This is a genomic window from Rheinheimera aquimaris (assembly GCF_020531985.1).
In the GTDB taxonomy this organism is placed as follows: Bacteria; Pseudomonadota; Gammaproteobacteria; order Enterobacterales; family Alteromonadaceae; genus Alishewanella; species Alishewanella aquimaris.
In genome coordinates this window covers 890,098-911,290 of sequence record NZ_JAJAVQ010000002.1, presented here as the reverse complement: position 1 = coordinate 911,290, position 21,193 = coordinate 890,098, and the positions used below count along the sequence as shown (strand labels likewise).

The 21,193-nt window shown below is 51.3% G+C and carries 17 protein-coding genes; 11 read left to right on the top strand and 6 right to left on the bottom strand.

The window, feature by feature from the left end; genetic code table 11:
- Positions 1–159: 159 nt before the first annotated feature.
- Positions 160–1,590, bottom strand: coding sequence for an MFS transporter (locus LHL18_RS09030; RefSeq protein ID WP_226766732.1), 1,431 nt, complete (start codon positions 1,588–1,590; stop codon positions 160–162).
- 99 nt (positions 1,591–1,689) lie between these two features.
- Between LHL18_RS09030 and LHL18_RS09025 the strand changes: the two genes are divergently transcribed.
- Positions 1,690–2,133 (top strand): helix-turn-helix domain-containing protein, encoded by a 444-nt coding sequence (locus tag LHL18_RS09025; protein ID WP_226766730.1) that lies wholly within the window; start codon positions 1,690–1,692, stop codon positions 2,131–2,133.
- A gap of 28 nt (positions 2,134–2,161) precedes the next feature.
- Here LHL18_RS09025 and LHL18_RS09020 read toward each other — a convergent pair whose 3' ends face one another.
- Positions 2,162–2,674, bottom strand: coding sequence for a cupin domain-containing protein (locus tag LHL18_RS09020; protein ID WP_226766729.1), 513 nt, complete (start codon positions 2,672–2,674; stop codon positions 2,162–2,164).
- A 260-nt stretch (positions 2,675–2,934) separates the two neighbouring features.
- On the opposite strand from LHL18_RS09020, the gene LHL18_RS09015 reads away from it, so the two are divergent.
- Entirely contained in the window at positions 2,935–3,180 is a 246-nt protein-coding gene (locus LHL18_RS09015) for an EF-hand domain-containing protein (protein WP_134052127.1), read from the top strand.
- Between the two features lie 100 nt (positions 3,181–3,280).
- On the opposite strand, the gene LHL18_RS09010 is transcribed toward LHL18_RS09015, so the two are convergent.
- Positions 3,281–4,483 (bottom strand): anhydro-N-acetylmuramic acid kinase, encoded by a 1,203-nt coding sequence (locus tag LHL18_RS09010; protein ID WP_226766727.1) that lies wholly within the window; start codon positions 4,481–4,483, stop codon positions 3,281–3,283.
- 200 nt (positions 4,484–4,683) lie between these two features.
- Here LHL18_RS09010 and LHL18_RS09005 point away from each other — a divergent pair, with 200 nt between their 5' ends.
- The 7 genes from LHL18_RS09005 to LHL18_RS08975 all read left to right on the top strand — a co-directional run bounded on the left by LHL18_RS09005 (position 4,684) and on the right by LHL18_RS08975 (position 14,756).
- Positions 4,684–7,440: a TonB-dependent receptor domain-containing protein gene (locus tag LHL18_RS09005; RefSeq protein ID WP_226766725.1), complete on the top strand. Its 2,757-nt coding sequence runs from the start codon at positions 4,684–4,686 to the stop codon at positions 7,438–7,440.
- Between the two features lie 145 nt (positions 7,441–7,585).
- Positions 7,586–8,446 carry a MurR/RpiR family transcriptional regulator gene (locus LHL18_RS09000; protein WP_134052135.1) on the top strand — a complete coding sequence of 287 codons (861 nt, stop codon included), beginning with the start codon at positions 7,586–7,588 and terminating at the stop codon, positions 8,444–8,446.
- Between the two features lie 139 nt (positions 8,447–8,585).
- Positions 8,586–10,145, top strand: a complete 1,560-nt coding sequence (locus tag LHL18_RS08995) for a cytochrome ubiquinol oxidase subunit I (RefSeq protein ID WP_226766724.1) — start codon at positions 8,586–8,588, stop codon at positions 10,143–10,145.
- Between the two features lies 1 nt (position 10,146).
- Positions 10,147–11,283, top strand: coding sequence for a cytochrome d ubiquinol oxidase subunit II (gene cydB, locus LHL18_RS08990; RefSeq protein WP_226766722.1), 1,137 nt, complete (start codon positions 10,147–10,149; stop codon positions 11,281–11,283).
- 24 nt (positions 11,284–11,307) lie between these two features.
- Entirely contained in the window at positions 11,308–11,421 is a 114-nt protein-coding gene (gene cydX, locus LHL18_RS08985; protein WP_134052141.1) for a cytochrome bd-I oxidase subunit CydX, read from the top strand.
- The gene (gene cydD / locus LHL18_RS08980) at positions 11,387–13,147 is read left to right on the top strand and encodes a thiol reductant ABC exporter subunit CydD (RefSeq protein ID WP_226766720.1); all 1,761 of its coding nucleotides are present in this window, start codon (positions 11,387–11,389) and stop codon (positions 13,145–13,147) included. The genes cydX and cydD overlap by 35 nt, the downstream gene beginning before the upstream one ends.
- On the top strand, positions 13,134–14,756 hold the full coding sequence (locus LHL18_RS08975; protein WP_226766719.1) for an amino acid ABC transporter ATP-binding/permease protein: 1,623 nt from the start codon (positions 13,134–13,136) through the stop codon (positions 14,754–14,756). Before cydD ends, LHL18_RS08975 begins: the two co-directional genes overlap by 14 nt.
- 184 nt (positions 14,757–14,940) lie before the next feature.
- Here LHL18_RS08975 and LHL18_RS08970 read toward each other — a convergent pair whose 3' ends face one another.
- Both LHL18_RS08970 and glnK read right to left on the bottom strand, forming a co-directional pair.
- The gene (locus LHL18_RS08970; protein WP_226766717.1) at positions 14,941–16,215 is read right to left on the bottom strand and encodes an ammonium transporter; all 1,275 of its coding nucleotides are present in this window, start codon (positions 16,213–16,215) and stop codon (positions 14,941–14,943) included.
- 12 nt (positions 16,216–16,227) lie between these two features.
- The gene (gene glnK, locus LHL18_RS08965) at positions 16,228–16,566 is read right to left on the bottom strand and encodes a P-II family nitrogen regulator (protein WP_027672351.1); all 339 of its coding nucleotides are present in this window, start codon (positions 16,564–16,566) and stop codon (positions 16,228–16,230) included.
- Positions 16,567–16,927: 361 nt separating this feature from the next.
- Between glnK and LHL18_RS08960 the strand changes: the two genes are divergently transcribed.
- Positions 16,928–20,242, top strand: a complete 3,315-nt coding sequence (locus LHL18_RS08960) for a two-component regulator propeller domain-containing protein (RefSeq protein WP_226766715.1) — start codon at positions 16,928–16,930, stop codon at positions 20,240–20,242.
- A 5-nt stretch (positions 20,243–20,247) separates the two neighbouring features.
- Here LHL18_RS08960 and LHL18_RS08955 read toward each other — a convergent pair whose 3' ends face one another.
- Positions 20,248–20,637, bottom strand: a complete 390-nt coding sequence (locus tag LHL18_RS08955; RefSeq protein ID WP_226766713.1) for a YacL family protein — start codon at positions 20,635–20,637, stop codon at positions 20,248–20,250.
- Positions 20,638–20,772: 135 nt separating this feature from the next.
- Here LHL18_RS08955 and LHL18_RS08950 point away from each other — a divergent pair, with 135 nt between their 5' ends.
- Positions 20,773–21,039, top strand: a complete 267-nt coding sequence (locus LHL18_RS08950; RefSeq protein WP_226766712.1) for a hypothetical protein — start codon at positions 20,773–20,775, stop codon at positions 21,037–21,039.
- Positions 21,040–21,193: the final 154 nt, after the last annotated feature.

The following is a 21,193-nucleotide window of genomic DNA, read 5'->3' as shown; positions in this document are numbered from 1 at the left end:
ACACTTAGCCGCCGGTGGGGTTACTTTCAAAATCGGCAGCGAGAAATTCAATATTGATTACCAGCTCAGAGCTGGCACAGGTAAAAAACTAAGATTTTGTCAGACTAACTATCATCAACGGCTCCAAAAGTAGTTTTTGAGTTTTGCGCTCCCTCATAATTATTTAAATTCAGCATTATTCGCGCTAAACAGATAAATACTAATAAGGGATACACCAATAACTGCGCCGGCTAGCAGAAAGGTTGATGTAAAAGCGGCTCCCAGGTCTTGTTGCGTCGCAAGCGCGATGTTTTCATTTTTCAGTTGTGAGACAAACACTGCAACCATCACTGATGCGCCGGTCATCAGGCCTAAGTTTTTAACCAGATTGAGAATACCTGAAGCCAACCCTTTTTCTTGGTTAGTAGCACTACTCATGACAAAGGTGTGATTTGACGTCAGAAACAGCTGTCGTCCGGGCGTTAAAATGAAAAGTGCGGCTATGTAGCCATATACACCAAATTGCACCGGTAACCAGGCAAAACAAACCACGCCGACGATCAGTTGTAAAAGCCCTAACAACATAACCCGCTTTACACCTATCAGGTCGACAAGTTTTCCGGAGGGATAGCCTGAACATGCAGCTACCACAGGGCCCACCGCCATCAACATACCAATCTCCATTACAGAGAGGCCCAAACCATAAGTCAGATAGTAGGGCCCGACAACCAGTGTTGACATTGCCACCGCATCGACCAAAAAGTTTGCCGCTAATGTCAGATTACGTAGTTTGTGCTGAAAAAAAGCCAGATTGATTAACGGAAATCGGCGCTTACGCTGGCTAATCAGAAAAACGGTAAAAACGGCTATTGCCAACATAAATAGTACTGTGCCCGATACACTCAGCTTAGTGCTGTGTGCCGTCACAGACAACGCATACAACAGACAAGATAAGCCAAGCAATAACGTACCTATGACATCGTATTGTTTAACTGTAGCGGAAAACTTCAACTGCTCATTGGGAATAAATAACGCACAAACAGTAAAACTAACGCCGCCCATTACAAACAACAGCCAAAATATCGACTGCCAGCCAAACACATGAAGCAAGCCGCCACCCACAACGGGCCCAAGCGCAGTTCCTATCGCGGCGGTCGTGCTCAGTAACCCCATTGCTGAACCTACTTTCGCTTTTGGAAAAGCGACACTGGCCAGCGCCAGGGTTTGTGACAATATAAATGCCGCGCCAAAGCCTTGTACCAATCTTGCTGCGATCAACAGCCACAAGTTACCCGATATCGCACACAGTAATGAGGCGAATGAAAAAATGCCCACGCCCAGCAACAGCAAAGGTTTTCTTCCCCAAATGTCACCCAAAACGCCTGCACCGATAATAAAAGTTGTGACAGATGCCAGGTATGAAATAACCACCCAGCTTACTGTCGCGACCGACGCATGAAAACGCGCGGCCAATTCAGGCAACGCGACATTCGTGATACTCACGCCTAACGTTGGCATCAGCAGTGCTAAAGCCAGGCTAAATAATGCTGCCTTTGAGAAGCTCCTATTTTCATCACAGCATGCATTTGCATTGGCGGTTTCTTCGGTCATCTCCGGCTCCAAAATAATCAGCAATTGCTTAGTTTCATTGCACAGTCGCGGCAATTTTTGTAAGGTACTACTTCAAGTAAACTTGAAGTCAAGGCCTGAATGATGGGTGCTATAGATATTTCGAAACTATCAAAAAAGTCGGGGCTGCCAGCGTCAACCATTAGGTTTTACGAGGAAAAAAACCTTATAAAATCCATCGGCAGGAATGGCCTGAAGCGGACTTTCGATACTTATGTTCTGGAACAACTGGAATTTATCGCTTTGGGCCAAAGAGCAGGGTTTTCGCTTGACGAAATACAGTCGATGTTAACAACCAAAGGCCGCTTCGAAGTAAACCGGGAAAGTTTAACAGCAAGAGCACAAGAAATTGCTCAGCGTGTTAAGCAACTTGTCGCAATACAAAGATGCCTGGAGCATGCAGCAAAATGCACAGCCGAAAGGCATAGCGAGTGCCCCAAGTTTCAAAAACTGTTAAGAATTGCTGGTAAAGACCAGGCCCGAAAGCATAAAACCGTAACAACTGCTGCAGCCAAACGCCCTTAGAAACGCCGGCTGCAACAAGGCCGCACTGTTATTTACTGAACCTGACCATGCGGCCTTCTTGAATTTCTTTTTTAAAATCCGTGCTCGTCAGCCGAAACTGAATAAAGCCCTCCGTCAGACAACGGGTATCGTGAATATCGCCTGGCAAAAATACCCTGCACTGCCCACCGCTCATTACATCCGAACCTCGTGAAACCAGCCTGGTTTCGCCGGAAGTATTAGTGATCTGCGCAAAAGTGGTCATCTCGATTTCCCCGGACAACACAGCATAGAACACCCATCCTGCTCCATGGTTATGCGGGTGCCGATACTGGCCCTGATCTTCGCTGTGGGCCAGTAAAATAAATCCATGTTCCGCATCTCTGTATAACTCTTTTGCTGCGGGTCTTTCGTCAATTATTTCTTTCAGCCAAAGTTCATCAGCCGCAGACTTTGTCAGATCAACTAACAACTGCCGAACGGTTTCTACGGTTTCGGTATTAAGCCCGGACCAATACTTCTGTACTGCAGCAATAAAGGTCTCTAATCCTGTGTTTTGCATATCATCACCTCATCAATTTTGAATTCCAGATGAGCATACGACTTCAAGTTAACTTTAAGTCAAGTAAGAAATTAACAGTAACGTTGTTATGAGCATGGCCCTGGTGGCAGCTCTGAGTGAGTAACCGGTTGGGTGAAAATAAAGACGAGAAAGCTATCGCCTGCCGGTGTCACACGAAACAGACCGCCTGCGGCATAGACAGGCTTTTCAGCGCGCAGTACACTGGGGCGGTAAATTTATTAACAAACAAGGTTATAGGCGTGAATACTGAAAGTTTGTCTGAACAGCAAATCGCAGAGATAAAAGGTCATTTTGAGTTTTTCGACCGCGACGGCAATGGCCGTATTGATTTACCCGAGTTTATTGAGCTGCTAACCACGTTGGCACCCAAAACCAAAGTCAGCCATGTGGAAGAAGGTTTTAAACTTATCGACACCAATGATAATGGCTATATCGACTTTGCGGAATTCCTGGCCTGGTGGCAGGACTGCTGGTTCGAGTACTGAGTTGCCCGAATACTAAGTTGTTCGAATAATAAGTTTAACGTTCGCGGTTTGCTGCTTTTGCAAGATCAGGCAAACCGCTCCCGTCTGTTAGCGGTATCACTTAATCCGCAAAACTGATCTTACCCATGGTTACACCCGGTATACCTTCGCGGGCGTTACTGAACTTCTGTTTACCACCAACCAAACACTCATTAGCCAGTACCGCAAATAACACCGCTTCTTTGGCATCGGGGTTAATGCCCAGATCAGCCGTGGTTTTAATGCTGACATCCGGCAAGGCCTGCTGAATTTGGCTCATCAGTAACGGGTTATGAATACCACCGCCGCTGGCGTAAATCACAAAGTTATCAAGCTTGGCGGTGGTTTGCTGTATCGCGCTGATAATCATATCGGCCGAGAAACGGTTTAGCGTCGCCATAATATCAGCATGGCTTAACTGCTCTGTGCCCGACTGCTGCTGCGCTTTGGCAAGGTAGCCCAGGTTAAACACTTCCGGCCCGGTGGTTTTGGGGAAATTAAGCGCGAAAAAGCCATCCTGCTTTAATGCGTTAAGTAAAGGCTCACTCACGCTACCGGCTTTAGCCAGTGAAGAGTCTTTATCGAAATATTTACCTGGGTAATGTTTTTGAATAAAGGCATCCATCATGGTATTGCCGGGGCCGATATCGCTGCTGAATACCGCTTCAGCGTCCAGCGTTTGTGGCAGCCAGGTAAAGTTAGCTATGCCACCGATATTGAGCATAATGCGGTTTTCATCGCGGCTGCTAAATAGCAGGTAATCGCCATACACTGCTAATGGCGCGCCCTCGCCACCGGCGGCAATGTGCTTCTGACGAAAGTCGCTGATGGTGGTAATGCCGGTGGTGACTGCCAGATGATCGCCATCGCCTATCTGCAAGGTCGCGTTGCCATATTCAGCGATATTGTGCTGGCGTTTCGGACAGTGAAAAATGGTCTGGCCGTGGCTGGCAATAATATCGACATCTGCGGCTTTTAACTGCCACTGTTCTAAACACTGGTTAATCATCCGGCCATGCTCTATGCCTATCCAGGGGTTTAACAGCGTAACGGCCTGTAAGTCGACATCGCGTTTAGAAAACACCGCCTTAACCCGCTGTTTGTAATCGGCGGCATAATCTACCGTGGTAAATTGCAACAGCCTGATGCCGGTATCCAGGCCGTCACCACAAAGCTCACACAGTGCAACGTCCAGGCCGTCAAGCGAGGTTCCGCTCATCAGGCCTATTACCTTACGGCTGGGTTTAGCGGCAATATCAAATAACTGCTGAATATGGCTGTGCATAAAAATTCCTTAAACACTGCTGTCGATAGGCAGCGACTTTAACATGAATAATTTATCCGACAATACATACATATTAACTAAATAAAATTGCAAATCCAGCAACTCTGGGGTATATATTCATAAAAATACAAACAACAATGTATAAATAATTCATAAACCCTAACCGACACTATTGCGTTAGCAACAGGGAGTATACACAGATGACATCTTACCTCAGCAAACAAAACACCCGGCTGAACCTGCGCCGCGCATCTAAGCTGGCTCTGGCAGTGAACCTGGCATTATTCAGCCAGCTGGCACTGGCGCAGCAAGCCGATGCGCAAGCTGGCGCGGAAAAAACCGAAGTGATCACCATAACCGGTTCACGTATTGCCCGTACTGAACTGGTAGCATCAAGCCCGGTGGCTTCTGTCGATGAAGTACAAATTCAGCTCGATCGCGCGGTAAACGTTGAAGACATTACTGCCAAATTGCCACAGGCGGCAGGCGGAGCCAACGCCACAGGCGCAACGGTAGGTGACTCTTTAGGTTCATCAACTATTGACCTGCGCAGCCTGGGCCAGAACCGCACCCTGGTGCTGATTAACGGCACCCGCGCCGTGCCGTTTAGTTTCCGTAACTCGGTTGATGTGAATATTATCCCTGCTGGCCTGATTAAACGCGTTGACGTGTTAACCGGTGGCGCGGCAGCCGTATACGGCGCCGATGCGGTAGCCGGCGTCGTGAACTTTATTATGGACGACAAGTTTGACGGTGTTGAACTGTCGGCCAGCTATGAAACCGCGGATGGTGGCGCTGAGAAATTCAATACCGAAGCGATTTTCGGCGGCGATATTGCCAGTGGCCGTGGTCATATTACCGGTTACGTTGGCTACTCTGAGCGTAAAGACCTGCTGGCAGGCGAGCGCAGCTGGGCGATGCAAAACAGCGGCAGCATTATCAATACCGGCGGTTTTTATACCGATGTTGCCTCAGGCAATACCTTTGGTATCGACGATAGCGGCGCTGTTACCGCAGGCCGCAACACAGTAAACGTCACCGGAGAGCGCAACCTGATCCAACCGATGGACCGTTTATCAGCCGGTTTATTTTTTGGTGTTGAATTAAGCGACTACGCGGAGCTGTACGGCCGCGGCATGTACGCCAAAGTGAAAGTAGATGGCGCTGGTGCAGCTGGCCAGACGCCCGTGACAGTAAACGAGCAGGTCACCCTGACCTCTGACAACCCTTATATTCCGGCGGCTACACGTGATTTAATTACCTTTGATGCCAACGGCAATGCACTGGTAAATGTTGAACGTAACCTGGGCCTGGGCCTGCAATACACCGCAGCCGTGCGTGAATCCAGCCAGTTCCAGCTGGGTTTAAAAGGCATTTTAACCGACAGCTTAAGCTACGATGTGTATGCGCAGTACGGCAGTACCGATGAAACCTCAACCATCTATAACAATGCCTACAAGATTAATAACAGCGGTGGCAGCCGCTTTGGCGCTATCGCCAACAGCAGCGACATTTTTGACCCGGCGCTGGATTTAACCAATTTTGGCGCCCCGCTACTGTATTCAAACCGCGAGCGTACGCAAAGCGTGTTGGCTGCAACCTTATCAGGCGATTCAGCCCCGCTGTTTGAACTGCCAGCCGGCGCAGTAAGCTATGCACTGGGTTACGAATACCGTAAAGAAACCGGTAAACAAACACCGGGTGATGCATTCCGTAACGGCACCAGCTATGCCTCAGTTGGTGTATTCGATATGGATGCCGGCTTTGACAGCAAAGAAGTGTATGCAGAAGTCTTAGTGCCGTTACTGTTTGATCAGCCTTTCTTTGACCAGTTAGATTTTGAAGGTGCTTACCGCATTTCAGAGTACTCAAACACTGATGCAGAAAACACTTACAAACTGGGCCTGAACTGGGCAATTAACAGCGATGTGCGTATCCGCGCCAGCCACCAGACCGCATTCCGCGCACCAAACCTGGGCGAGTTCGCCAGCCCAATCACAGCGTTATCACTGGCCTTGTTTGACCAGACCAGCGATCAGTTCGTACCGCGGTTTGCCGGCCGCTTCGATGGTGACCCGTGTTTACTGGGTACCGGTAATGCCGAGCAGTGTGCCCGTTATGGTGCAGCCCCTGTCGGTACGCCGTTTGATGCCTCCACCGCCAGCTATACCTATGGTGGTAACCCGAACATCAAACCAGAGCAGGCAGAATCAACCACTGTGGGTATCGTTTATACACCGTCTTACCTGAATGGCTTTGACGTTACGCTGGATTACTACACCATCGAAATTACCGATGCCGTTAGCCAAATCCAGCCAGCTGCTGCACTGAAAAACTGCTATATCGATAACCCTGTTGCCGGTAACCCACTGTGTGACGCTGTGCTGCGTGACCCGCAAACCGGTTTAATCAGCACCGCTATTGTTAACGACTTTAACCTGGCTGCGGTACAGCAAGACGGTATAGATTTAGCGGTAAACTACCGCTTTAACGCTCCTGAAATTATGGGCGGCGCCATGAAGCTGAGCTACCAGGGTACGCTTATCACCAAGCAAACCCGGCAGAACAACGCCACTGTCGCGGCTATCGACTGTAAAGGCACCTTTGGCAGCGCCTGTTCGGGTGACTTTGCCAGCGTGCTGCAGGCAGACTACAAGCACCGCATGACACTGGACTGGAATCTGGACACCGTAGGTGTGCAGCTGGGCTGGCGTCGTATCGGCGAAGTTGAAAATGCCGCCGATCGCAGCATCAGCATCGGCGCGCAAAACTATATTGATCTGGCCGCCTCCTGGCAGGCAACGGACGAGCTTAGCGTAACAGCCGGTATTGACAACCTGCTGGACAAAGAGCCACCACTGCCGGCCTCAGGTGCTAACCACTTTAATACTGTAAGTGACTACCCGGTATTGGGCCGCACTTTAGGTATTTCACTGCGCTACACCCCCGCGTTCTAATCCCGGACACGGTGTTTCCCGGCCTGTATTGCAGGCCGGGCTTTTCAATTTGCTCCTGTCATAATAAGCTGCTGACTATATCGTTTTTACTGTATCAGGCCCGATAGCAAAAACAGTGCTCTGATACCCTACACAGGACGAACGGATGTCTGTACTTGATAAAATAAATGCTTTACGTGAAAAACTGCCGCGTGCTGAACAGCAACTGGCCGATTACATCCTGGCCAACCCGGATCATATCCGCGATATGCCGTCGCAAATGCTGGCCAAAGCCGTCGGTATCAGCCAGGCAAGCGTGGTGCGTTTTACACAGAAACTGGGTTACAAAGGCTACCCTGATTTTAAATTTGCCATCAGCGACAGCCTGCATCATCAGGTACCTGCTATCAGCGGCGACAAGCTACATGGTGAAATTTCGCTGGAAGACACCTTCAGCACCATGCGGGAAAAACTGCTGGCCAGTAAAATTAATGTGCTGCAAAAAACCCATGCCATTAACTCGCAAACCAGTTATGAGCAGGCCGCACTGTGGCTGCGCAGTGCCAAACGGGTATTATTGTGTGGTAAAGGCGGCTCGGCGCTGGTGGCAAAAGACTTCTCGTACAAACTGCAAAAGCTCGGCACGGCGGCATTGGCCGAAACTGATACCCATATCCAATTGGCCAATATTGCCAATTACACCAATGAAGATGTACTGGTGGTGCTGAGTGAATCCGGCGAGACACCCGATAGCGTGAAAATTACCGAGCAGGCTGCCGCTAACGGCGTACAAATCATCAGTATTACCGCTTATGGCAGCAACAGCGTGGCCAAACTGGCCGGGCTGAATTTGTATACGGTAGCGGATGAAAGCTCTGCCCGGCTATCGTCAATATTGGCCCGTAATGCGCAGGAACTGGTTATCGATACGCTGTTTATTCTGTTAACCCAAACCTGCCCGCAGGGCCGTAAAAAGCTGGCGGCATCTAATAAAGCCGTCGATACCTTTTTAGCCAGAAAACGCTAGTACTTGCAAAACCGCTAATATAATGCGGTAAAAGCTTGATCCAGCGCATAAGTGTTTACCGCGTTAGCTTGTATAGTGGTATCACTGTACTACTTTGTAGGTACAGCTTCCCATTAACCTGCGCACGCGGAGTATGCAGATGGATATTGTAGACCTGTCCCGACTTCAGTTCGCCTTTACGGCAATGATCCACTTCCTGTTTGTTCCTCTTACCCTTGGCTTATCATTTTTGCTGGCCATTATGGAATCGGTTTATGTAATGACCGGTAAAACCATTTACCGCGACATGACCAAGTTCTGGGGTAAGTTGTTTGGTATTAACTTTGCGCTGGGGGTTACCACCGGCATTGCGATGGAGTTCCAGTTTGGCACCAACTGGTCTTACTATTCGCATTATGTCGGCGATATTTTTGGCGCACCGCTGGCGATTGAAGCCCTGATGGCGTTCTTTCTTGAATCAACGCTGTTTGGCCTGTTCTTTTTTGGCTGGGACCGCTTAAGTAAAGAAAAACACTTAGCGGTCACCTGGCTGATGGCACTGGCGACTAACCTGTCTGCGCTGTGGATCCTGATCGCCAATGGCTGGATGCAACACCCTGTCGGCTCAGTGTTTAATGTCGATACCATGCGTATGGAGCTGACCAGCTTTGCTGATGTACTGCTTAACCCGGTAGCACAGGTGAAATTTGTCCACACCGTATCAGCTGGCTATGTCACCGGCGCCATTTTCGTACTGGCCATATCCAGCTGGTATTTGCTAAAAGGCCGCGACCTAGCCTTTGCCCGGCGCAGCTTTGCTATTGCATCGGCTTTTGGCCTGGCCAGCGCCTTGTCTGTTATCGTGCTGGGCGATGAATCCGGTTACGAGCTTGGCGATGTGCAAAAAGTCAAACTGGCCGCGGTTGAAGCCGAGTGGCATACCCATCCGGCACCGGCTGCTTTTACGGTGTTTGGTATCCCTGACCGCGAAGCAGAAAAGACCAACTATGCGTTAAAAATACCGGCGGTACTGGGGCTGATAGCCACCCGTTCTCTGGACGAAGAAGTTACCGGTTTATCCGATCTGAAAAAGCAACATCTAGAGCGCATTATCCGCGGTCAGGAAGCCTATGTGTTGCTGCAGCAATACCGTGGTGGCGATAAGTCGCCTGCCACAGTCGAGCGTTTTAATGAGGTAAGCGACGATTTGGGTTACGGCATGTTACTGACAGCCTACACTGACGACGTTGCCAACGCGACCAACGAGCAGATTGCCCAGGCAGTGGAAGACTCTATTCCTGCTGTCGGCCCGCTGTTTTGGAGTTTCCGCCTGATGGTGGCCTGTGGTGTATCGATGTTAATACTGTTTACGCTGGCGTTCTGGCACAGCGCGCGGCGCACAGTACAAAAACCTAAATGGCTGCTCAAATTTGCGTTGTTTAGCCTGCCCTTGCCCTGGCTGGCCAGTGAAGCCGGCTGGTTTGTTGCTGAATATGGCCGTCAGCCCTGGGCGATAGGTGAAATTCTGCCAACCCATATGGCGGTGTCACAGCTGACTGTCACCGACATCTGGATCAGCTTAGGCACTATAGTGGTGCTGTATACCATCTTTGTGATCATTGAAATGTGGTTAATGACCAAGTACGCCAGGCTCGGCCCCTCCAGCCTGCATACCGGTAAATACGACTTAGAAACCCCTGCTGGCGCGAAGGAGGCATAACATGGATTACGAAGCACTGCGTTTTATCTGGTGGCTGTTAATTGGTGTATTACTGATTGGTTTTGCTGTCACCGACGGTTTTGATATGGGCGTTGCTGCGCTGCTCAAAGTGATAGGCAACAGCAACGATGAGCGCCGGGTGATGATCAACGCTATAGCGCCGCACTGGGATGGTAACCAGGTGTGGCTGATCACCGCCGGCGGCGCGCTGTTTGCTGCCTGGCCTACCGTTTATGCCGCATCGTTTAGTGGGTTTTACCTGGCACTGATGCTGACGTTGTTTGCACTGTTCTTACGGCCTATCGGCTTTGAATACCGCGCAAAAATAGACAGTGAAACCTGGCGCAGCCGCTGGGACTGGGCCTTAACAGCCGGCTCGGCGATACCGGCACTGATTTTCGGTGTGGCCTTTGGTAACCTGCTGCAAGGTGTGCCGTTTCACTTTGACGATATACTACGCCTGCATTACACCGGCAGCTTCTGGGCGCTACTGAATCCGTTCGCACTGCTGGCCGGGGTGTTAAGCCTGCTGATGTTCGTGAATCACGGTGCAACTTACCTGCAACTGAAAACCGAAGGTGGTTTAAAACAGCGCAGTGAAAAGCTGGCAACCTTAACCTCGCTGCTATGTGCTGTGGTGTTTGTACTAGCCGGTGTCTGGCTGTACATGGGTATCGACGGTTATGTAATAAACAGCATCATTGATACTAATGGCGCTAACCGCACAACAGAGAAAACCGTGGCAATGGTTAGTGCTGCCTGGTTTAGCAACTATGGCAAATGGCCGCTGCTATGGCTGGTACCCGCGCTTGGCATAGCCGGCTTTGCACTGTGTGCGCTGGCAAGTAAAGGCCGTCGCCATGTATTGGCCTTTGTCAGCTCGGCGCTTGCGATGGCGATGGTGATTTTAACCGCCGGTGTCAGTATGTTCCCGTTTGTGATGCCATCAAGCTCAGTACCGGCACACAGCCTGACGATGTGGGATGCAACCGCCAGTGAAACCACTCTGATGATCATGTTTGTGGTGGCCTGCATATTTGTGCCGCTTATTCTGGCTTACACCGCCTGGAGTTATTTCGTCATGCGTGGCCGCTTAAACGAGCAGCACATACGCGATAACAGCCATTCGTTGTACTGATAACCGATAAAGAAGGAGCCAATTATGTGGTATTTTGCCTGGATTTTAGGGGTATTACTGGCCTGTTCATTTGGCATTATCAATGCCATGTGGCTGGAGTTAAATGGCTACGAAGGCGAGGAAAACGACGCTGAGTAGTTCAAACCCTGCCAATGCACAGCTGATGCAGCTATTGCGGCCAGAGCAGCCTAAGTTGTTTGCTGCTCTGGCACTGGCTGTGGCAGCCTGCCTACTGTTCATTCTGCAAAGTTATCTGCTATCAGTGCTATTTGCCCGCTGGCTGACCGACAGCCAGCTGTCTGCTATCAGCACGACTGACGCTGTGGCACTTTTAACGACAGTGTTGCCCTGGCTGGCGCTGTGCCTGTTGGGGCGGCCGTTATTACAATATGGCCGCGAGCAGCTAAGCCTGCGTGCCAGTCAGCAGGTACGCCTTAACCTTCGCGCCACTTTGCTGGATAAACTGGCGCAAGCCGGGCCGGGCAAGAGCCGGTATGGCAGTGATGGTAGCTTAAGCAGTGCGGTACTGGAGCAAGTAGATGCGCTGGATGGCTTTATCAGCCGTTATTATGTACAGCGTTATCTGGTGTTGATCACACCGTTATTGCTGGTTACCGCCACCTTTTTTTACAGCCCATTGGCAGCGGTTATTCTGCTTATCACCGCGCCCTTAGTGCCGGTATTTATGATTTTACTCGGTAATGCCGCAGCTGCCGCCAGTCAGCGTCAGTTGCAAAAACTCAGTCGCATGAGTGGCCGTTTTCTCGATTTGGTGCGCGGCATGCCAACATTGCAACAGCTGCAGGCCACCGAACGGGCCAGCGCGACAGTAGCCAATGCGGCCGGGCACTACCGTGACAGCAGTATGCAGGTGTTAAAGCTGGCGTTTTTATCCACTGCCGTGCTGGAGTTTTTCTCGGCGCTGGCGATTGCCCTGCTGGCGCTTTATCTTGGGCTGGGCTTACTGGGTATTTTGCCCTGGGCCAAAGGTGAGATCCCGGTAGCTTACCAGGGCGCGCTGTTTATTCTGCTGCTGGCACCGGAGTTTTATGCGCCTCTGCGCCAGCTTGGCACTGATTATCATGCTAAAGCACAGGCCGAAGCCGCTATCAGCGAATTGACACCCGTGCTGCACAGCCAGAGCTGGCAACACCCGGGCACGCAGCAACTAACACTGCAAAGTGCCCCGCAGTTAAGCGTTGAGCAGCTGCAAATCAGCGGCGATGACAACCGCCAGCGCCTGGCACCACTGAGTTTTTCAGTAGCTGCCGGCAGCCGTGTGGCGCTGCAAGGCCCAAGCGGAACCGGTAAGTCCAGCCTGTTACATGCGCTACTGGGTTTTGTGCCCTATCAGGGCAGCATTATGGTTAATCAGCACCCCTTGCTGCAGCTTGAGCGTAATCACTGGCAGCAGCAACTGGGCTATATGGCGCAGCACAGCAGTATTGCCGCAGCGTCTATTGTTGATAACCTGCGTTTGGCTGCCCCCACAGCCAGCGATCAGCAACTTATCGACATTCTGCAACAGGTTGAGCTGTGGCCGCTGGTGCGCCAACTTCCGCTGGGGTTAGAGACGCAGCTGGGTGAGCGCGGGCTGGGTTTGTCCGGTGGTCAGTTGCAGCGTCTGGCGCTGGCACAACTGTTATTGCAGGATACCAAACTCTGGCTGCTGGACGAGCCGACAGCACACCTCGATGGCGCCACCGCTTACAGGCTGCACCAGTTAATCGGCAAGCTGAGCCAGGGTAAAAGCCTGATTATTGTCAGCCATCAGCTGCATGGCCTGGACTGGCTTGATCAGGTAGTAAAGTTACCGGCACCCAGTGCCAGCCTTAACGAGAGTTCACAGCATGTCAGCGCCTGAGCCGGTTGTCCGCTTACGTACCCTGCTAACCAGCCGCCGCAGCAGCTGGCTGTTGGCACTGCTGCTCGGTGCTGTCACGCTGTTATGCGCCATTACACTGCTGGCATTGTCCGGCTGGTTTATCAGCGCGGCTGCGCTGGCGGGTTTAGCCAGTGCTGCGGCCTATGGCTTTGACTATTTTCGCCCGGCGGCGATTATCCGGCTGTGTGCCATCGGCCGCACGGCCGGGCGCTACGCCGAGCGTTTAACCTCGCACTATGCAGCACTTGGGCTGCTAAAAGACCTACGGGTAAAAACCTTTAATGCGTTAGCAAACAGCCGCAGTGGTCACCATTCCGCCGACACACTGCAGCGTCTGGTGGCCGATATTGATTTACTGGATCAGCTGCCATTAAAGGTTATTGCGCCCTGGCTGTGGGCTCTGAGCCTGAGCGCTCTGCTACTGTTGTTCTGGTATTTACTGGCACCGGCGCTGCTTTACAGCGCTGGCCTGCCCTTGCTGCTGGCGCTGTTTGTGCCGCTGCTGACCTTTAAACGCGCCACCAAACTGGCGGCGCACGAAACCAGCGCTGCTGCGTTACGCCGCACCCTGCTACTGGAGCCTTTAACGATGTTGCCGGCACTGCTGATCTGGCAGCGCTGGCAGGACAAAACGCGCCAGTTTAGCGCGCAGGATCAGCACTGCCTAGAGTTACAGCGACAGCAGCAGCAGCTTAGTAGCCGCTGTGCGTTGTTGCAGCAAAGCATACTGGCACTTAGCCTGCTGCTACTGCTGTGGCAGGGCGCGCAGCTGCTGGCAGCGCAGGCTCTGACAGTACCGCTGCTGCTGGCTGCCGCCCTGGCGCTGTGGGCGTTGTACGAAGTGATGCTGCCACTGTGTCAGAGTTTTATTGCGCTGGGCATGAGCCTGGCGGCCCGCAACCGGTTAAATCAGCTGGCTAAGCGCACCGTGCAGTCACAAAGTGGCAAACCTGAACCAGAGAGCGTATTAACCTTAACCGCAATACAGTTATCAGCGCGGCAAAACGGCGCGCTGTATGGCCCGGACAATGTCAGTTTCACATTGCAAAGCGGCAGCGTTTTGCTGATAAGCGGCGCTTCCGGCAGTGGTAAAACCACGCTACTGCAAGCCTTGGCCAACCAGCTAGCGGTAACCGGCACATTGCAGCTGAACGGCTTGCCGTACAGCGAATGGCAGCTTGGCCAGACGCTGGGTTATTTAAGCCAGCAGGCCGATATTTTTGATCTGACACTGGCGCAAAACCTGCGCCTTGGCGCGCCTGATGCCAGTGATGCGCAGCTGTGGCAGGTGCTTAAAGACACCGCGCTGCATGATTGGGCGCAAAACCAACCGCAACAGCTTGATACCGTACTGGGGGAATACGGCGCGGCGGTATCAGGCGGCCAGGCCCGGCGTATCGCCCTGGCGCGCTTACTGCTGACAAACCGGCCGGTGCTGTTACTGGATGAGCCTTTTGCCGGGCTAGACCCCGACACTACACAGCAAGTATTGCAGGCTTTACTGCAGCGCCAGCGTAACGGCATCTTAGTTATTGTCAGCCACCAGCGGCTTGATATACCGCAGGCACAGCTGCTGCAACTGCACTAAGAGCAATCGGGCTACAGCCATAAAAAAACCCCGCGCTAATTAGCACGGGGTGTCAGATAAAAAGACAAAGGACAAGGATAGACGTAGTTTGGTGGGGTCGTTCAGTTCGCGTGGGCTGCGGCATTGACTGCCTCACCCTCGCTCACTCGCTCCCGGGAAGTTCCACCAACTCTTCCCAGGCTGCTTACTTTACCGACGCGACGAACTCAGGGTAGGCTTCGATACCACACTCTGAGGCGTCAACGCCTTCATACTCAGCTTCTTCGCTAACGCGAATACCAATAACCAGTTTCAGTACGTACCAGACAATCAGACTGGTAACAAAAACCCAGACAAAGATGGTTGCCGCACCCACCAGCTGACCAACAAAACTGGTGCCTTCTTTTGACAGCGGTACCAGTAACAAACCGAACAGACCCACCACGCCATGCACAGAGATAGCACCAACCGGGTCATCAATTTTCAGTTTATCCAGACCGATAATAGACGCGACAACCAATACACCGGCGATGGCGCCGAACAGCGTGGACTGCAGCGCAGTAGGCGTTGAAGGCTCAGCGGTAATGGCGACCAGGCCAGCCAGAGCACCGTTTAATGCCATAGTTAAGTCGGCTTTGCGAAATAAAATCACTGACAGTGCCAGTGCCGCTATCGCGCCTGCCGCAGCTGCAGCATTGGTATTTAAGAACACCACAGCGACAGCATTGGCGTTGCTGATATCACCCAGTTTTAATACTGAGCCGCCGTTAAAACCGAACCAGCCCATCCACAGAATTAAGGTACCCAAGGTAGCCATTGGCATATTGGCGCCCGGGATAGCACTGACTTTGCCGTCTTTGCTGTATTTACCTTTACGCGCGCCCAGCAGTAACACACCCGCCAATGCAGCCGCAGCACCTGCCATATGCACGATGCCAGAACCGGCAAAGTCAGAGAAACCAAAGTCGTCACCCAGTGAATACAGGCCAAATACCGCATTGCCACCCCAGGTCCACGAACCCTCCATCGGGTAGATAAAACCGGTCATCACGACTGAGAACGCCAGAAAGGCCCATAGCTTCATACGTTCAGCTACAGCACCTGAAACAATGGACATTGCGGTTGCAACAAACACCACCTGGAAGAAAAAGTCTGAAGCGGTTGAATACACAGCACCACCGGTGAAGCCGTCTTCACGCTCGGCAAAACTGGTTAGCGTGGCGTCTACATCGACTGCGCCGATACCTGTTAGGAAATATTCGCCGCCGTACATAAAGGCGTAACCGCACACCAGATACATGATGCAGGCAATAGAGTAAAGCGCGACGTTTTTAGTCAGAATTTCAGTGGTATTTTTCGCCCGCACCAGGCCGGCTTCCAACATCGAGAAACCTGCCGCCATCCACATAACTAATACCCCGCACATCAGGAAGTAGAAGGTATCCATGGCATACTGTAAGTGATAAATTTGCTCTTGCATGATAACAGCTCCTTATATGGCTTCAGCGTCAGACTCGCCGGTGCGTATCCGCACAGCCTGTTCCAGGTCATAAACGAAAATTTTACCGTCGCCGATACGGCCGGTATAAGCCGCTTTTTGGATGGCTTCAATCAGGCGATCCACCTGATCATCCAAAGTGGCAATTTCCAGTTTTACTTTCGGCAGAAAATCAACCTGGTATTCCGCACCACGGTATAATTCGGTGTGCCCTTTCTGGCGGCCGAAACCTTTTACTTCTGTTACCGTTAAACCTTCTACCCCAATGTCAGCTATTGCTTCGCGTACATCGTCCAGTTTGAACGGCTTGATGATGGCACATACAAGCTTCATGATGTTTTCCCTATAGTAGTCGTCTGAGCGATTCAGCTTTTATTAAGAAAGCCTTGTGCCAACTTTTTTAAATTCTTTAAAATCATGCAGTTAACCAACCATGAAAGGCGTTACGCTCAAAAAACGCACTTATTTGGTGCATTTATTCACTTAGTCTGTGCAGTTAACCTCCCTTATGTAACGTGCCAGGTTCGGTGTTTTAAAAACAGCCAGCGGTACGCTGCTTTCACTGCCGCAGATTGATAAGTAACTGCATAAAAACAAAATTTTTGCTTGCACTGTCGGCAGTTGGCAGATGTACTACTATGGTTATTACAACAGATGTAGTGGCGTTCCTACATCGTGTCCAGGGATCTGAGCTATGCTTTGCCAGGTAAGACAACATCTTGCGCTTTATGCTGTGCTGTGGCTGACGCTGACTGTAACCTGGGCGGCGTCCGCACAAATATCAGTGCAATCGACCTCGCGTTTCTCGCGGCTCGATATTCAGCAAGGACTATCGCAAAATACTGTGACCGCTTTGGTGCAGGATCATGACGGCAATATCTGGATTGGCACCCAGAACGGTTTAAACCGTTATGACGGCTTTGATGTAAAAGTGTTTTTGCCCGGTGAACATGTCACCACTATCAGCGATAACTTTATTACGTCCCTGGTTGTAGACCAGCATGGCGTGCTCTGGGTAGGCACCCTGAACGGCCTGAATCGTTATGATCCTAAACGTGGTGTATTCGAGCGCTTTCGGCCGCTGCCGCAGCGTAGTTCTGGCAATGATATGGTGCTGTCACTGCATTTGGATCAGCAAAACCGGCTCTGGGTCGGCACAGACAGGGGCATAGCGCTTTGGCAGGATGACAGCCAGGCATTACAACTGTGGTACAGCGGCCCGTCAGCGCAACCGCAGAATATTACGGCAATATCTGCCGACACCGCGGGCAAGTTGTGGTTTGGTACACCACAGGGGTTATACCGTATTGATATCGCAAGCAAAACCTTGCTCGACACTATGGCCTTTCCTGTTGAATATGCTTCTGTGCTGGCACTGTACCATGATAAGGCTGGCCGGCTCTGGGCTGGCCTTGAGCACAAAGGACTACTGCTATTTGAGCCTGAGCAGCAAAACTGGCAATCAATCGAGCTGGTTAATTACGACAAGGATCTTATCAGCCGCGAAATCCGCAGTATCACCATGGACGACAACGCTGATATCTGGGTAGGCACTCAGCACGGCCTGAACCAGCTAAGGTTAAAGCAGGGCAAATGGCAGCAACACGCCTCGTTTTATCATCAGCGCCATAACCCGACCAGCCTCGGCAGCGGCAAAGTTGTCTCAGTGCTGGCTGATACGCAAGGCAGTATCTGGGTTGGTAGCTGGAATGGCGGCGTTTCGCGGCTGAATCAGGCAAATAACCTGTTTTCCAGCATTACACCAGACCTGCCCCTGATGGCAGCGGTGCGTAACCCGGCGACAATCACACTGGCGGCCTGGCAAGATAAGCTTTGGGCTGGCACCGCCGATGGCCTGTTTACGCTAACAGCAAAGCAAAGCGGTTTTGTGCCCGCAGGCGATCAGCAAAACAGCCTGACCTATTACAGTGCACTGGACAGAGGTTCACAGTGGTGGTTTGGTCATACGCTCGGCATCAGTAGTTTGGATAAGATCACTGGGCTTGGACAGCCGTTGCCCTTACCTGCCAGCGTAGCCAAAGGCCCGGTCAGGCGGATGTGGGCTGATGACCAGCATGTCTGGCTGGCCATTGAGCAGTTCGGTATTGTCGTGATGAACCACGAGCTGAACAGCGTGATTGCAGTGCATCCGCTTAACCGCTCGGTTACCTTTATCCGCCCACTGGGGCAGGACAAAGTACTGGTAGGCAGCTATCTGGGGCTAAGCTGGTTTGACCGCAGCAGTGCAACACTGTTATTTACCCACAGGCCCGGCATTACCGATGACAACAGCTCACCGGGCATGCCAACCGCACCAATGGATTTTATCACTGGCACCGATAATCGCTACTGGCTTGCCAGTAATGGCTCCGGCTTATATGAAATGCTGTATACCGCTGAACCGGCACAAGCCCGTTTTGTGCAATATGGCGAGAAGCAAGGCTTAAACAATGGCCAGCTAAAAAGCATCGCCAGTGATAATCAGGGCAATCTGTGGCTTAGTACAGCGTTTGGTATTTCGGTGTTTACCCCCAGCACTGAGCAGTTCCGCAATTTCGGTTACCGGCACGGCACCCTAAAGCGGGACTACATCAATGCTTCTGTTAGCCGGCTTGGAGATGGCAGCATAGTATTTGGCGGCATGGATGGCTTTACTGTATTTCAGCCTGAGCGGGTACTAAAGTATCAAGCCACGCCTGTCGCCGAACCACATATTCAGAGCATTCAGGTAAATAATACTCCACTGGATCCTGTAGCGCCGCTGGCCGATGCGGCGTTGGCAAAAATACTACATGCTAAACATCAACTTACTGTACCAGCCGAAGGTACGCGCAGCATCAGGCTAAGCTATTCAACGCGTGAGTTTATAGAAACTGCTCAGGTACAATTTCAATACCGGCTCGACCCTTTAGACAGCAACTGGATCACACAAGACCCTGGCAAGCGCACTGCAGGTTTTGAGCGCCTGCCACCAGGCCAGTATCTGTTCCGGCTGCGTGCCGGTGTGCCGCAATCGCCGTGGAGCGATGAATACCAGCTGGCGGTTAGAGTGCTGCCCTTATGGTGGGAAACCTGGTGGGCCAGATTATTGTTGCTGCTGCTGGTGGTGGCGGTGCTGGCAGGTTTACCGACATTACGGCTCAGGCAGTTGCATAAACGCCAACGTCAACTGGCGATGTTGGTTGAAGAGCGCACCAGTGCACTGGAAGAGTCGAAAAACAAAGCTGAGCAAACCTTGCAACAGCTCGCCTCTACGATGAAAGAGCTGGTGCGGACAGAAAAAATGGCCGTGCTCGGCCAACTGGTTGCCGGGGTTGCACATGAAGTCAATACGCCGCTTGGTGTGGCGCTGACAGCCAGCAGTGTTGTCAGCGAGGAAAGCCGCCAGCTGCAACAAAAACTCAGCAGCGGTAATATCCGCCGCCAGGAGCTGGATTCATTTTTACAAAAGCTCGAACAGGCCACCCGCTTACTCGACAGCAACCTGCAGCGTGCAGCACAGTTAGTAGCAAACTTTAAGCAGGTATCGGTCGATCGTACCGCTGATAATCAGCGCCGTTTTAAACTGGCACTGTATCTGGACGAGCTGCTGGAAAGCCTGAGCCTGATGTGGAAACACCGCGATATTACATTTGATATCAGCTGCCCGCCTGAAATTGAAATGGACAGCTACCCTGGCAGCATCGGCCAAGTCATTACCAACTTTACCCAGAATGCTGTGGTACATGCATTTAAAGACAGCGCCAGTGGCAAAATCAGCATCAGCTGCCGGCAGCTAAAAGACAAGGTTGAGATAGTGTTTGCTGATAACGGGTCCGGCATCAGCAAAGACAATCTGGAGCGGATTTTTGACCCGTTTTTTACCACCAACCGCCATCAGGGCGGTACCGGCTTAGGCCTGCATATAGTGTACAACCTGGTGACACAAAAATTGCGCGGCAGCATTACCGTAACCAGCGCGCCCAATGAGGGTACCTGTTTTACGCTGTTACTGCCGCTAGAGGTGTAAAACGGTTACTCTGACAGAAACTGCTGCCAGTCGCGCAGCAGTTTTAGTAAGTCTTCCAGACCGCATTGCATACTCATACCCTGCTCATCCAGTTGCAGGTCATCATCAGCGACTTTATGTTGCTGCCGCTCAGGTAGTGGCTGCTCAGTAGTGTAAAACAACGTATTGTGGCTTAACGTCACCTCGCCGGCATCAATCTCTAACAGATATTCGCGGCCCTGATACTGCATACTCTGGTGTGAATTAAGTGCAGACAATTTCTGCAATAACGGCTGGTAAGCACCCGCCAGCTGACCAAACTCTTCAAGCAAAAACCGCCCCAGCACTTCATGCTCTTCTGCCAGGCGGATACCAAATTTATTGCTATTGCGATCATAAGTAAAATCGTATTCCACTTTCTATCCGTACACTGAAGAAAACCTAATAGATTTTAGCCGATCACGCTAACATCGTGAAATCAGTCGAAGACTTCTAAAGTCTCCTGTCAGATCCACCAGTACAACCACAAAGTAATTTTCCATAATATTCAGATGCTTCCTTATGAGGCAATAAAAATTAATGGAGATAAAATTATGAAAGAAATAACACTTTATGATGTTCAAGCCGTGAGCGGTGGCGGTGATGTAGATTGGGGCGCTGTAGGTGCTGGTTTGGGAGCTGTTGCTATTGGAGTCGCTATTGCTGCGACACCTGTAGGCTGGGTTGGTGCGGCAGGTGCTACGCTGTTCTCATTCGGCGGAGGCTTTTCTATTGGCCTGGGGATCAGTGATTCTATTGGAACTTGGGCGTCTTACTAAAAGTACGCTATAACAGAACTGTATAACTATATCAGGAGGTTAGTTTGAATTTCCCGGGAATAAAGCATGCAAAACCCTTGATTATGTTAGGTTTATTTGGTTTTTCAATTGGTGCTATATTCGATCTGCTTTTCAAGACTTTTCCGCTATTTTC

What these genes read in the sequence shown, in the direction of transcription:
- LHL18_RS09020 (WP_226766729.1), bottom strand. Translation starts at nt 2,674, where the DNA reads ATGCAAAACACAGGATTAGAGACCTTTATTGCTGCAGTACAGAAGTAT.
- glnK (WP_027672351.1), bottom strand. Translation starts at nt 16,566, where the DNA reads ATGAAGCTTGTATGTGCCATCATCAAGCCGTTCAAACTGGACGATGTA.
- LHL18_RS09010 (WP_226766727.1), bottom strand. Translation starts at nt 4,483, where the DNA reads ATGCACAGCCATATTCAGCAGTTATTTGATATTGCCGCTAAACCCAGC.
- LHL18_RS09005 (WP_226766725.1), top strand. Translation starts at nt 4,684, where the DNA reads ATGACATCTTACCTCAGCAAACAAAACACCCGGCTGAACCTGCGCCGC.
- LHL18_RS08950 (WP_226766712.1), top strand. Translation starts at nt 20,773, where the DNA reads ATGCTTCCTTATGAGGCAATAAAAATTAATGGAGATAAAATTATGAAA.
- LHL18_RS09030 (WP_226766732.1), bottom strand. Translation starts at nt 1,590, where the DNA reads ATGACCGAAGAAACCGCCAATGCAAATGCATGCTGTGATGAAAATAGG.
- LHL18_RS08960 (WP_226766715.1), top strand. Translation starts at nt 16,928, where the DNA reads ATGCTTTGCCAGGTAAGACAACATCTTGCGCTTTATGCTGTGCTGTGG.
- LHL18_RS08970 (WP_226766717.1), bottom strand. Translation starts at nt 16,215, where the DNA reads ATGCAAGAGCAAATTTATCACTTACAGTATGCCATGGATACCTTCTAC.
- LHL18_RS09000 (WP_134052135.1), top strand. Translation starts at nt 7,586, where the DNA reads ATGTCTGTACTTGATAAAATAAATGCTTTACGTGAAAAACTGCCGCGT.
- LHL18_RS09025 (WP_226766730.1), top strand. Translation starts at nt 1,690, where the DNA reads ATGATGGGTGCTATAGATATTTCGAAACTATCAAAAAAGTCGGGGCTG.
- cydX (WP_134052141.1), top strand. Translation starts at nt 11,308, where the DNA reads ATGTGGTATTTTGCCTGGATTTTAGGGGTATTACTGGCCTGTTCATTT.
- LHL18_RS08975 (WP_226766719.1), top strand. Translation starts at nt 13,134, where the DNA reads ATGTCAGCGCCTGAGCCGGTTGTCCGCTTACGTACCCTGCTAACCAGC.
- cydB (WP_226766722.1), top strand. Translation starts at nt 10,147, where the DNA reads ATGGATTACGAAGCACTGCGTTTTATCTGGTGGCTGTTAATTGGTGTA.
- LHL18_RS08995 (WP_226766724.1), top strand. Translation starts at nt 8,586, where the DNA reads ATGGATATTGTAGACCTGTCCCGACTTCAGTTCGCCTTTACGGCAATG.
- cydD (WP_226766720.1), top strand. Translation starts at nt 11,387, where the DNA reads ATGGCTACGAAGGCGAGGAAAACGACGCTGAGTAGTTCAAACCCTGCC.